The sequence below is a fragment of the Amycolatopsis plumensis genome (genome assembly GCF_042652605.1).
In the GTDB taxonomy this organism is placed as follows: domain Bacteria; phylum Actinomycetota; class Actinomycetes; order Mycobacteriales; family Pseudonocardiaceae; genus Amycolatopsis; species Amycolatopsis plumensis.
Window position 1 is genome coordinate 1420242 of sequence record NZ_JBHSJY010000001.1, and the last position, 12786, is coordinate 1433027.

General features: G+C 69.2%; 11 protein-coding genes. 2 read left to right on the forward strand and 9 right to left on the reverse strand.

The window, feature by feature from the left end:
• Positions 1-15 precede the first annotated feature (15 nt).
• The 5 genes from ACFPLC_RS06390 to typA form a co-directional block, all read right to left on the reverse strand.
• Positions 16-945, reverse strand: a complete 930-nt coding sequence (locus ACFPLC_RS06390) for an ABC transporter permease (RefSeq protein ID WP_191314840.1) — start codon at positions 943-945, stop codon at positions 16-18.
• A complete protein-coding gene (locus tag ACFPLC_RS06395) occupies positions 938-1954 on the reverse strand; it encodes an ABC transporter permease (protein ID WP_191314841.1) in 1017 nt (338 codons plus the stop codon). The genes ACFPLC_RS06390 and ACFPLC_RS06395 overlap by 8 nt, the downstream gene beginning before the upstream one ends.
• Positions 1955-2140: 186 nt before the next feature.
• Positions 2141-3952, reverse strand: coding sequence for an ABC transporter family substrate-binding protein (locus ACFPLC_RS06400; protein WP_378189013.1), 1812 nt, complete (start codon positions 3950-3952; stop codon positions 2141-2143).
• 290 nt (positions 3953-4242) lie between these two features.
• On the reverse strand, positions 4243-5979 hold the full coding sequence (locus ACFPLC_RS06405) for an ABC transporter family substrate-binding protein (protein WP_378189014.1): 1737 nt from the start codon (positions 5977-5979) through the stop codon (positions 4243-4245).
• Between the two features lie 381 nt (positions 5980-6360).
• Positions 6361-8286 (reverse strand): translational GTPase TypA, encoded by a 1926-nt coding sequence (typA, locus tag ACFPLC_RS06410; protein WP_378189015.1) that lies wholly within the window; start codon positions 8284-8286, stop codon positions 6361-6363.
• 193 nt (positions 8287-8479) lie between these two features.
• Here typA and ACFPLC_RS06415 point away from each other — a divergent pair, with 193 nt between their 5' ends.
• Entirely contained in the window at positions 8480-8635 is a 156-nt protein-coding gene (locus ACFPLC_RS06415) for a hypothetical protein (protein ID WP_378189016.1), read from the forward strand.
• Between the two features lie 3 nt (positions 8636-8638).
• Here the strand turns inward: ACFPLC_RS06415 and ACFPLC_RS06420 are convergent, their stop codons facing one another.
• On the reverse strand, positions 8639-8938 hold the full coding sequence (locus ACFPLC_RS06420) for a YciI family protein (protein WP_378189017.1): 300 nt from the start codon (positions 8936-8938) through the stop codon (positions 8639-8641).
• Positions 8939-9120: 182 nt separating this feature from the next.
• Here ACFPLC_RS06420 and trpS point away from each other — a divergent pair, with 182 nt between their 5' ends.
• Entirely contained in the window at positions 9121-10134 is a 1014-nt protein-coding gene (gene trpS / locus ACFPLC_RS06425) for a tryptophan--tRNA ligase (RefSeq protein ID WP_378189018.1), read from the forward strand.
• A gap of 29 nt (positions 10135-10163) precedes the next feature.
• On the opposite strand, the gene ACFPLC_RS06430 is transcribed toward trpS, so the two are convergent.
• From ACFPLC_RS06430 to ACFPLC_RS06440, 3 genes are all read right to left on the reverse strand, one after another.
• Entirely contained in the window at positions 10164-10571 is a 408-nt protein-coding gene (locus tag ACFPLC_RS06430; protein WP_378189019.1) for an NUDIX domain-containing protein, read from the reverse strand.
• A 76-nt stretch (positions 10572-10647) separates the two neighbouring features.
• Positions 10648-11964 (reverse strand): sensor histidine kinase, encoded by a 1317-nt coding sequence (locus ACFPLC_RS06435; RefSeq protein ID WP_378189020.1) that lies wholly within the window; start codon positions 11962-11964, stop codon positions 10648-10650.
• On the reverse strand, positions 11961-12677 hold the full coding sequence (locus tag ACFPLC_RS06440) for a response regulator transcription factor (protein ID WP_191314849.1): 717 nt from the start codon (positions 12675-12677) through the stop codon (positions 11961-11963). Before ACFPLC_RS06440 ends, ACFPLC_RS06435 begins: the two co-directional genes overlap by 4 nt.
• Positions 12678-12786 lie beyond the last annotated feature (109 nt).

Sequence of the window (12786 nt, forward strand, 5' to 3'; positions counted from 1 at the left end):
CCCCGCGTCGTGCGTTCAGGCCTTCATTCTCCGCTGGCGCGGGTCGAAGGCGTCGCGAAGACCGTCACCGATGAAGTTGATCGTCAGTGAAATCAGCACGAGCACGATGAACGGCCCGAAGAACAGCGCCGGCCGGGTCTGCAGCTGGGCGTAGTTCTCCAGGATGACGCGGCCGAGCGAGGTGTCCGGCAGCTGGACACCGAGGCCGATGAACGACAGCGCGGCTTCCGCCAGCACGGCCTGCGCGACCGCGAGGGTCGCGTTCACCGTGATGCTGCCGACCATGTTCGGCACCAGGTGCTTGAAGATGATCCGGAACGTTCCGGCACCCGACGCGCGGGCCGCGTCGACGAACTCGCGCTGGGACAGCGACATCGCCTCGGCGCGGGTGATCCGGGCGATCTGCATCCAGCCGAACGCCGCCAGCACCAGCGCGACGATGTACCAGGAACCGCCGCCGAACACCTTGGCGAGGATGGCCGCCGCGGCGATCTGCGGGATGATCAGGAACAGGTCCGTCACCCGGGAGATGGCCGAGTCGGAGAACCCGCGCAGGTAGCCGGCGACCGCGCCGAACACGACGCCGATCACGGTGGCCAGGATCGACACCGTGAGCGCGATGAGCAGCGAGTACTGCGTGCCGCGCAGCACCTGCGACACCATGTCCTTGCCGACCTGCGTCGTCCCCAGCGGGAACTCCGCGCTGGGCTTGGCGAACGACGGGAACGAGCTGTCCTGGTAGCTGTGCTTCCAGAAGATCGGCAGCAGGATGCTGATCAGCACGATCAGGATCAGCACGGCCGACGACGCCATCGCCAGCTTGTGGTGCAGGAACTTCCGCAGGACCAGCTTGCCCTGGCTCCGCGGTTCCGGCAGCGCGTCCGGCGGCAGCGTGCCTTCGGCCGCGGCGGTCTCGGTCGCGAGAAGAGAGTTCAAGTCAGCCAACGCGAATCCTCGGGTCCAGGATGCCGTACATCAGGTCGGCGATCAGGTTGGCGACGATGACACTGCTGGCGATCACCACGAGCCAACCCATCATCACCTGAGTGTCGTTCTTCGTGACGGCTTCCACCAGCAATGTGCCCATACCGTGCCAGTTGAACACCGTCTCGGTGATGATGGCGCCGGCGAGGACCGAGCCGAAGTTGACCGAGAACAGCGTCGACACCGGGATCAGCGCGTTGCGGAACGCGTGCCGGAAGATGACCCGGCCGTTGGCCAGGCCCTTGGCACGCGCGGTGCGCACGTAGTCCGAGCCCATCACCTCGAGCATCGAGGCGCGCTGGAACCGGCTGTACGCGGCGAAGCTGATCGCCATGATCGACAGGGTCGGCAGCAGGTACGCGCCGATGGTGCTGGTGATGAAGTCGCCGACGCCGTCGGTCTTCAGCTGCTCCGGGCTGGTCGTGCGCAGCCACGGGTTGCCGAGGACGTCGGAGAGGCCGAGGTCGCGGACCCAGCCGTTGATCTCGATCGCGTAGCGCTTCAGCACGATCGCGACGCAGAAGATCGGCATCGAGAAGAGCAGGAAGGCGAGGGTGGTCGCGAGGTAGTCGATGATCGAGTACTGCTTCACCGCGGCGAGCACGCCGACGATGATGCCGATGATCAGCGCGAGGATCTCGGCGCCGACGACCAGCTTGAGGGTGACGCCGAAGGCGGCCATCACCTTGGGGGCGACCGGCGCGAGGGCGTTGCCCTGCGCGATGGAGATGCCCCAGTTCCCGCTCAGGAAGTCACCCAGCCACGTGAAGTAGCGGGGCACGATGCCCTGGTCGAGACCGAGCTTGGCGGCCGTGGCGGCCAGCGCTTCCTTGCTGATGGTCGGGTTCTGCCGCAGCTCGCCGAGCGGGTCGCCGGTGCCGGCGACCATCACGAAACACAAGAAAGTCCCGACCAGGAGGACGGGGATCGATATCGCCAGACGGCGAAGGATGTAGATCACCAGGTTCAACGAACTGCTCCTCATCCGGGCCTGGTCGTCAGAAGTGCGCTGGACCGCTACCCGGTTGTCTACCGTAGTGGCGGTAACCCTACGGTCAACAGCTACTTCCGGTGGGTACCGGGGCCCGGCTTGTGGCCGGACCCCGGTACCTCCCAGGTCATCTGGAGCGAGGGGAAAGAAGAGGCGGGACGAGCCCTACTTCTTCTGCTCCCACTCGCCGACGTTCCACAGAACACCGTCGTACGACTGCATGTAGACGCGGTCGATGCCCTTGAACGCCCACATGCTCGGCGTCTGGAACAGCGGCAGGGTCGCGTAGTCGTCGGCGATGGCCTTGTCGGCCTCCTGGTACTTCTGCAGCTTGACCTGCTCGTCGGTCGCCTTCACCGCGGCGTTGTAGGCGTCGTCGATCTTCGGGTCGCACAGGCCCTGGTAGTTCTGCTCGCCGCCCTTGTCCGGGCAGATGTAGATCGAGCGGGACTCGGCCTTGAACGGCTGAGCCGACCAGCCGAACAGCGCGACGTCGTAGTCACCGGTCGAGACGCGGCCACCCTTGAGGAAGTTGGCGTCGGTCTCGTCCTTGACCTCGATGCCGGCCGCCTTGGCCTGCGAGATGATGATCTCGACGGTCTGGCTGCGGCGCGCGTTCTGGTTGTGCGTGATCTTGAACTCGGCCCGCTGGGTGCCCTTGGCGAAGATGCCGTCGGCGCCCTTCTTCCAGCCGGCGTCGGTCAGCGTCTTGGCCGCCGCCTCGGCGCCCAGGCCCGCCTTGCTGCTGTACAGGTCGGTGTAGCCCTCTTCACCCTGGAAGAACACGACGCTGTTCAGCGGCTCCGCGTCCGCCTGGACCTCCTTGAGCAGCTTGTCCGTGATCTCCTTGCGGTTGATCGACTCGAGGAACGCCTTGCGGAGGTCCTTGTCGGCGAACATGCGCTTGAAGTTCAGGTCGAGGTGCTCGTAGGTCAGCTGCGGGGCCGAACCGTAGACGACACCCTGAGCCGCGAGGCCCTTCATCGTCTGGGCCGCGGTGGCGTCCGGCTGGGTCGACGCGGCGACGTCGATCTCACCGTTCTGCAGCGCGGTCGCCATGGCCTTGGTGTCTTCCATCGCCTTGACGACGATCTTCGACGGGCCACCCTTGCCGCCCGCCCACATCGGGTTCTTCTCGAGGGTGACGGCCTTCTGGTTGGCGTCGAACGCGGTGATCTTGTACGGGCCGGAAGCGGGCATGATGTCCGCCTTGAAGCCCTTCCACTCGTTCGTCCAGAAGTCACCGGCGGCCTTGATCTGGGCCGGGTCGCCGGTCGGGGCCAGCTTGGTGATGTCCGAGATGCCGGTCTTGGCCTCGAGGATGTGCGCCGGCATGATCGCCGGCGAGTTGAACAGGCCCTTGTAGTCGAGGTAGGGCTCGCTGTAGTCGGTGACGAAGGTCAGCGGGTCCTTGCAGGTGGCCTGCTTGATCAGGTCGTAACCGGTGTTCGACGCCGAGTTGAACGGGTTCTTCCCGTCCGGGCCCTTGGCCAGGCCGCTCTGCGACAGCCACGCCAGGTACATGTCCTTGCAGTCGTAGGGCTGACCGTCCGACCACTTGATGTTCGGCTTGATCTTGTAGGTGACCTGCTGCGGGTCCTTCTGCGTGATGTCCCACGACTCGAAGACGTCGCTGTTCAGCAGCACCTTGTTGTTGCCGTCGAGCTTCAACGTGCCGGAGAGCACCGCGGTCAACACGTAGTTGTTGTACGAGCTGTTGGTGTCCGGGGTCTGGTTGTTGTACCCCGAGTACCCGTCGTCGATACCGATCGTGACCGTGCCGTCGTACCCCGGGGTGTCCGCGAGCTTGAACAGGTCGCCGGTCTCGGCCTTGCCGACAGCCATCGCCTTGACGTCGGTCGACGATCCGTTCTGATCGGTGTTGCCCGAACCCGAATCACCACCGCTGCAAGCGCTCAGCAACAGCGAGGCGCCGGCGACGAGCGACAAAGCGGAGACTGCTTTGGATCTCCTCATGAAGTGTGCCCTCCTAGCACTGAGCCCTTGAATATCGGGACAAGGGCCCACACCGCTCCGGTTTGGTTGGGCCGGAGCCTACGACACGCCAAGCGACACTCAACTGGCGCACTGCGGGAGCACGCTAGAAAGGAAAAGCACCGACAGTCACCAGTTCAGGGTCGATCGTGACCAAAGGGTGACTTCCAGTCGACATCCAGAAATACGGCGGTTACCTCATGGATTCACAACGTCCCACTCGAAGGCGTTGGTAAAGATCACCCGGTAGTACTGAATGCGTAGCCAACCGATTACTTCGGGCCGCGAGTCCAGTTCACCGCCGACCCGAACGGGCCCACCATGGGGGGACCGGGGGTGACGCCCGAGATGCCCGATCCGATCGCCAGAGTGTCAGCCATTTGGAACAGCGGAATCACCACGTTCTGGCGCCAAAGTTCAGGCTCAAGAGTGGTGAGCGCCTCGGTGAGCGGGGTCGATCCGGAGAGGGCCGCGTCGATCGACGGCTGCAGCGCCGGGTCGCAGAAGCCGGCCGCGTTGCCCGGGACGACGGGCTTGGTCTTGTCCGCGCCCGCGGCCGTCTGCTCCGGGCGGCAGCCGAACGTCGACGCGAGGACCGAAGCGGTGTCGCCCCCGACCGCCTGCGGGACGACGGCGATGTCGACCCCGACGTTGCCCGCCGAGTCGCCGGTCGGCTGCTGGACCCCGTTCACGACCGGCATCGCCAGAAGGCCGCCGAAGAGGTCGCGCGGCTGCGGCGTGATCGGGCTCACCTCGATGCCCTGCGCCGCGAGCTGGCTGGTGAGTTCCTTGGCGATCGTCGCGTACGGCTCCTGGGCGGCCGGGGACGCGATGACCAGCGAGAGCGCCCGGCCGTTCTTGCGCCAGGTGCCCGCGGTCTTCGTGTAGCCGGCCGCCTGCAGCGACTGCTCGGCCTTGGCGACGTCGGGTGCGGTGGGCGGGCCGGGCGGGATGGTCGCCGCGTAGCCCTTCACCGACGGCGCGGTCACCTGGGCGTCGGCGTGCAGCGTCGACGACGGGCCGCCGTTGACGCCTTCGGTGATCAGCTTGGTGCGGTCGATCAGCGCGGCGATCCCGGCGCGGACCTGGGCGTCCTGCAGCGTCGCGCTGACCGGGCGCAGCAGCACGTCGGCCACCACCGGACGGGCCACCGTGTGCAGCTTGACGGCCGGGCCGAGCTCGCCGAGCAGCTTGAGCTCGTCGCCGCTCGTGCGCGCCAGCGCGAACTGGTCGTTGCCGCTGCGCAGCGCGGCCAGCAGCGTGTTCTGGTCCGAGCGGCGGAGCACGATCCGGTCGATCGCCGCGGGCTTCTCCCAGTAGCGCTCGTTGCGCTCGAGGATCACCTCGCCGCGGGCGGTGTCCAGGCTCTTGATCGAGAACGGGCCGGCGACGGCCGGGAAGTTCGACGCGAGCGCCCCCCGCCAGCCGTCGGGCGCGTCCTTGAGCAGGTGGGCGGGCAGCAGGTCGGAGAACAGCGTCTGCCAGCCCGGGTACGGCTTGGCGAAGGTGACCTCGACGCGCTTGCCGCCCTCACGGGACTGCAGGTCGGTGATCTGCCGGTAGCCGGCAGGCCCGATCACGCCCGGCTGGTCGCGCAGCTGGGTGCGCAGGTAGTCGAAGTCCTCGGCGGCGATGGGCGCGCCGTCGGACCAGGACGCGTCCGGCCGGATGTCGTAGGCCACCACGAACGGCTGCTGCGAGATCACCTCGGCGGACTTCATCAGGTTCTTGTCGAGCTGGGTGGTGCCGTCGTCCTTCTGGCGGAACACCGAGGGCAGCAGCAGCTGCGAGAGCGCGGAGGTGACCTGGGAGGAGTCCGCGAGGTTGTGCGGGTTGTACCCGCCGAGCACGTCATCGACGCCCACGACGATCTGCGACGGCGTCTTGCCGGTGGTGGACACGGGCGCGACCGACGACGACACGACCGGGGGCGGCGGGGTGTTGGAGCAGGCGGTGAGCAGCACGGCCGCGAGTGCCAGTACCGGCACCGCCTTGCGATTCACCCGCACGCCCCGTTCCTCCCAGTTTCTCCCCGATCGGGTCAGTCATGCTCCCACGACCGCCTGCGCCGCCGGAACCGAGATTCCCACACCCGGATCGGGCGGCTGCGCCGCCCCAAGGTGGGCCCTACGGGGAAGGACGCGCGGAACACCGTCCGGGTTCCCGGACCGTTCCGGAACGGCGGAACGAACACGGGCCGGACACGAGAAAGGTTCACACCGGTGGTCGGCGCCAGGCGATGAAGCCGTCGCGGCCCCTATAAAGATATAAGGAGAAGAACGGCGCAATTCCTGACGCTGGGTTCGCCACCGGCCGACTCAGCGTAAGGGACCGGGCACGAAAAAACCTCCCGGCGACTCGCGCCGGGAGGTTTTCGCGAAGTGCGAGGATCAGCCGTTGTCGCGGCTCTTGGCGCGCGAACGCTCCTTCGCGCGGGTATTGACGTCCAAGGTGACCTTGCGGACCCGGACGACCTCGGGCGCGACCTCGACGCACTCGTCGACCGAGCAGAATTCCAGCGCCTCTTCCAGGCCCATCTTGCGCGGGCGGGCCAGCGTCTCCATCACGTCGGCGGAGGACTGACGCATGTTGGTCAGCTTCTTCTCCTTGGTGATGTTGATGTCGAGGTCCTCGAAGCGCGGGTTCTCGCCCACGACCATGCCCTCGTAGACGTCGACACCCGGCTCCACGAAGAACGTGCCGCGGTCGGCCAGCTGGATCATCGCGTACGCGGTGACCGGGCCCGAGCGGTCGGCGACCAGGGAGCCGCTGTGCCGGGTGCGGATCTCGCCCGCCCACGGGAAGTAGCCCTCGAACACGTGGTTCGCGATGCCGGTGCCGCGGGTCTCGGTGAGGAAGTCGGTGCGGAAGCTGATCAGGCCGCGCGACGGGAGCACGTACTCGAGCTTGATCCGGCCGGTGCCGTTGCCGCTCATGTCCTCCATGCGGCCCTTGCGGGCGGCCAGGAGCTGGGTGATCGCGCCGAGGTGCTCCTCCGGCGAGTCGATGTAGAGGCGCTCGAACGGCTCGTGGAGCTTGCCGTCGATCGTGCGCAGCACCACCTGCGGCTTGCCGACGGTCAGCTCGAAGCCCTCGCGGCGCATCTGCTCGACGAGGATGGCCAGCGCCAGCTCGCCGCGGCCCTGGACCTCCCAGGTGTCGGGGCGCTCGGTCGGCAGGACGCGGATGCTCACGTTACCGATGAGCTCCTGGTCGAGGCGGGCCTTGACCAGCCGCGCGGTGACCTTGTCGCCGCCGTTGCGCCCGGCCAGCGGCGAGGTGTTGACGCCGATGGTCATCGAGATGGCCGGCTCGTCGACGGTGATCCGCGGCAGCGCCACCGGGTTGTCCGGGTCGGCGAGCGTGTCGCCGATGGTGATGTCCGGGATGCCGGCGATGGCGACGAGCTCGCCCGCGCTGGCCTCGGTCGCCGGGACGCGGGTGAGCGCCTCGGTGACCAGCAGCTCGGAGATGCGGACGTTCTGCGTGGTGCCGTCCGCGCGCATCCAGGCCACGGTCTGGCCCTTGCGCAGCTTGCCGGCGTGGATGCGGATCAGCGCGATGCGGCCGAGGAAGTTGGACGCGTCGAGGTTGGTGACCAGCGCCTGCAGCGGCGCGTCGAGGTCGGCCGCGGGCGGCGGCACGTGCCGGAGCAGCGTGTCGAACAGCGGGTCGAGGTTTTCGCTCTCGGGGATCTCGCCGTCGGCGGGCTGCTCCAGGCTGGCCTTGCCGGCGCGCGCGGAGGCGTAGACGACCGGGAGGTCGAGGATGGCGTCGTGGTCGGCGTCCTCGATGTCGCTGGCCAGCTCGAGCAGCAGGTCGTGGGTCTCCTCGACGACCTCGGCGATCCGGGCGTCCGGCCGGTCGGTCTTGTTGACCAGCAGGATCACCGGCAGGCCGGCCTCGAGGGTTTTGCGCAGCACGAACCGGGTCTGCGGGAGCGGGCCCTCGGACGCGTCGACCAGCAGGACGACGCCGTCGACCATGGCCAGGCCGCGCTCGACCTCGCCGCCGAAGTCGGCGTGACCGGGGGTGTCGATGACGTTGATCGTCACCTGGCCCTCGGGCGTCTGGCGGTGGATCGAGGTGTTCTTCGCGAGGATCGTGATGCCCTTTTCGCGCTCCAGCTCCCCCGAGTCCATCACGCGGTCGACGACCTCGGCGCGCTCGGCGAAGGCGCCGGACTGGCGCAGCATCGCGTCGACGAGGGTGGTCTTGCCGTGGTCGACGTGGGCGACGATCGCGACGTTGCGCAGGTCGGGCCGGGTCTTACCGGTCGGCCGGCCGGTTTCGACGGTAGCGCTGGCTGCGGGCACGCGAGAACTCCTGAACTTCAAGGGTTGGATGGCCGCGCACACCGTTCAGGCATCCCGTGACCGGCTCTGGTCACACGCGGACCTCACCCAGGATACCTGCCACCCCGTTGTGAGCGGCCCCACGCCCCCCTGGCGATTAGGCTGACCTAACGTGGAAACCCGGTGAAGTCGCCGATCCGGAAGGTGCGTGCGCGTGGGCAAGAAGCCGAAGGACCCGCGGAAGGTCGTGCGCAAGCTGATGAAGGCCGGCAAGGTCAAGAAGAAGTGCTGCCGGTCGAAGCCGCGCTGCAAGAAGTGCCCAGTATTGGCTCTGCAGAAGGCGAAGGCGAAGCAGGAGGTGGCCGCGTAGCCCTCAGTGGGGCACGGCCTCGTTGAGCAGCCGCAGCTCGGGTGCGGTCTTCGTCGGCGAGAACTCGATGACCTCGTACTGCGCCAGGTGCTTCACGCAGAAGGGGTCGGACGCCAGGATGGCGTCGAGCTTCCCGCGGGACATCGGCCGCGTGATGATCACACCGCCGGTGCGCGGGTTCCGCCGCCCGGACGCCAGGAAGTGGCCGTGCTCGTACTGCTTGTTCAGCCAGTTCTGGTGGTCCGGGAGCGCGTAGTCGATTTCTTCGATCGGTGCTGTGTAGTGCAGCAGGACGACATACATGGTTAGACGGTAGACCCGCACGCCCCCTCGCGCCTATGCTCGCCGTATGCACGCGCAGACGTCCAGCTGGTGGCCGCCCTCGGCGGCCGTTCCAGTCCTGCGCTGATCACCAGCGGCCGCCCCGGACGGGCGGCCTTTTTCGTTCCTTCTCCGGGGTGGTCCCACCGCGAAGGGAAGACACGATGAGCAAGCTGTCCGGTATCACCCCCTCCGGCCACGTCCACCTCGGCAACTACCTCGGGGCGGTCCGCCGCTGGGCCCGCGAGGGCGGTGCGGACGACCTGTACTTCGTCGCCGACCTGCATGGCATGACGACCCCGCACAACCCGGCGAAACTCCGATCCCTGGCCCGTGAGCAGCTGGCGGTGCTGATCGCCGCCGGCATCGATCCCGAGCACGTGTTCGTCCAGTCCGACCTGGCCCGCGAGCTGGGCGCGCTGACCTGGGTCCTGGAGTGCACCTGCAACTACGGCGAAGCGGCGCGGATGATCCAGTTCAAGGAGAAGTCCAAAGGTCAGGCCGGGGTGCGGCTGTCGCTGCTGACGTACCCGGCGCTGATGGCCGCGGACATCCTGCTGCAGGGCGCGGACGAGGTGCCGGTCGGCGAGGACCAGCGGCAGCACGTCGAGCTGACGCGGACGCTGGCCAAGCGCTTCAACAGCACGTACGGAGACGTTTTCACCATCCCGCGCGCGGTGCTGCCGCCGGCCGGCGCGCGGGTGAAGGACCTGGCCGACCCGACGCGCAAGATGTCGAAGTCCGCACGGGACGAGGTGGGCGTCGTGTTCGTGCTCGACGAGCCCGACCAGATCCGCCGCAAGATCCGCCGCGCGGTCACCGACGGCGGCTCGGTGCCGGTCCACGCCCCGGAGACCCGGCCGGGGATGGCGAACCTGCTGGAGATCCTGGCCGCCTGCCGGGGTGGCTCGCCCGCGGACCTGGCCTCGGAGTTCACCTCGTACGGAGCGGTGAAGGACGCGGTCGCCGACGCGGTGATCGAGGAGCTGCGGCCGTTGCGCGCGCGGGCGTCGGCGCTGCTCGACGACGTCGCCGAGCTGGACCGCGTGCGGAAGGCGGGCGCCGAGCGCGCCCGCGAGCGCGGCTCCCACCGGCTCGACGCGGCCCTGCGAATGATCGGCGCTGCTGCGCCGATCGGTTACCACTCCGGCCACAGCCACGGCCGCATGACTTCGTAGCAACGGTTACGTACCGAGCGCGGGGCGGCCTACTTTTGGCCGGACTGGTAACTGAGCAGCGCGCGGAAGGCCGGGAGCAGGATCCGGTCGGCGGGCAGCCAGTCGACGTCGTCGAGGTCGTCGGGCCCGAGCCAGCGCACGGCTCGGTGCTCGACGGCCCGCGGCTCTTCCCCCGGCGAAACGAGCGTCGCGGCGTAGATGCGGAGCACCTTCCCGCCGGGCAGCGCGATGTCCTCCCCGACCCGGCCGCCGACCTCGACGACGACGTCGAGCTCCTCGCTGCACTCGCGGGCCAGCGCGAAGGCCTCGGACTCCCCGTCTTCGACCCGGCCACCGGGCAGTTCCCACTGCCCCGCGTGCTTCGGCGGCCAAGCCCGCTGCTGGGCCAGCAGCTTGCCGTCCCGCACCAGGGCGGCTCCCACGATCACAGCGTTCACAGTCCCGGAACTTACCCGGAAGCCCCACCCCCAACCCGTCGTGAGTGGCAAAGCGGGTTCTAACCCGCCTTACCACTCACGACACGGGACCGGCCGCGCGCCAGACGACCACGAACCGGGCGCCGCCGTCCGGTGATTCGCTCACCTGGACCCGTCCTCCGCGGCGGCGCACCGTCTCCGCCACCATCGCCAGGCCCAGCCCCGTCCCACCGGACGACCGGGCCCGGTCGTCGGCTATCCGGTAGAACCGGTCGAACACCTTCTCGCGGTGCTCCGGCGCGATCCCGGGGCCGTCGTCGTCGACCACCACCCGCACCGAGGACCGCGACGCCAGCACCGACACCACGATCTGCCCGCGCGCGTAGCGGCACGCGTTGCGCAGCAGGTTGTCCAGCACCAGCTCCACCTCCGCGTGCGCCGAAGACGCCCACGCCTGCGCGACCGCCGTGCTCACCCGCGTCTCCGGCGCTCCCGCGGGCAGCCGCGCCACCGCCGAACGCACTTCGCTCACCAGCTCCACCGGGGAAGCCGGCGGCACCTCCCCCGCGTCCGAGCGGGCCAGCGACAGCAGGCCGTCCAGCAGCGACGACAGCCGTTCGGCCTCGGTCAGGATGTCCGACAGCGTCTCCTGCGCCAGCTCCGGATCCGGGTTGGTCACCGCCACCTCGGCCTGCACCCGGATCGACGCGACCGGCGACCGCAGCTCGTGCGCGGCGTCGCCGGTGAAGCGCCGGAGCCGGTCGCTGGCCTGTTCCTGCCGCTCCAGCAGCGCGTTGAACTCCTCCGCCAGCGCCCGCAGCTCGTCGTGCGAGTCCGGCAGCGCCAGCCGCGCCCCCGGCGGCAGCGACCGCACCGATCCCCGCATGCGCGCGACCGGCCGCAGCGAGAGGCGCACCACCAGCCAGGTCGCGAACCCCGCCACCAGCGCCCCGATCGCCGCGACGACGACCAGCCACACGCCGCCGTAGTGCACCGCGGCCGCGAACCCGACCAGGCCGGCCCCCGCGACGACCAGCCGTTGCGCCCCGTCCGGCGCGCTGACGACCGTGCCGAGGTACCGGGCGCCGTCCCGCTGCACCGGCTGCCCGGCCTTGAGCGTCGAGACGTCGGCGGGAGCCAGGCCCGTCGGCGTGCCGCCGTCCACCGGCGTGCCCGCGATGTCCAGCACCCGCAGCGTCACCGGCGCCGCGCCGGACAGCGGCCGCCCGGCGCCCACCTCGGCGCCGGCCGGGCCGAGCGCGGAGGAGAGCTCGCGGTCGACCGAGCCGATGAGCAGCGGCGAGAGGTTCGACGCGGCCAGTGTGGCCAGCCCGAGCAGGCAGGCCAGGGTGATCGTCGCGGCCAGCACGGTGATCCGGGCCTGCAGGGACCGGCCCCGCCACCAGGAGATCACGGCGTGATGACCTCGTCGAGCTGCGCGTCGGAGGCCAGGTAGCCGTGCCCGCGCACGGTCCGCAGCAGCGCGCCGGCCCCGACCGCGTCCAGCTTGCGGCGCACGTACCCGACGTAGACCTCGACGAGGTTGCGGGTCACGGCCTGCTCCTCGCCCCAGACCGCGCGCAGCAACTCGTCCTTCGTCACGACCGTGCCCGCCCGGCCGACGAGGACCTCCAGCAGCGCGAACTCCCGCGGGCTCAGCGCCACCTCTTCGTCGTGCCAGTGCACCTGCCGCAGCCCGCGGTCGACGGCCAGCGCGCCGAGCCTCAGCGTGCCGCGACCGGCTTCCGGCCCGGCCCGGCGCAGCACCGCGCGGACCTGCGCGACCAGCACCACGAACGAGAACGGCTTGACGAGGTAGCCGTCGGCGCCGAGGTCGAGGCCGTCGGCCTGGTCGATCTCGCCGTCCTTGGCCGAGACGAGCAGCACCGGCGTGGTGACGCCGTCCTTGCGCAGCCGCTCCAGCACGCGGTAGCCGGACAGGCCCGGCAGCATGATGTCGAGCAGGACGACGTCGAACGAGCCCGTGCCCGCCAGCTGCAGGCCGGTGGGCCCGTCCGCGGCGGTGACCACGTCCATGCCCTCCGCACGCAGCCCGCGTTGCAGGGCCTTGCGCACGCCCGGTTCGTCGTCGACCACCAGCACCCGAGGTTTCACGAGACTCATCATGGCCGGTTTGCGCAGGTCGTGCGTCGGTTCTCAGCGCGATCTCAGCCGGGGAGGGAGAACCTTCAGGGGTATCTCAGCCTCGAGAGGGAAGCGTCGGTGCCAGGGAGCC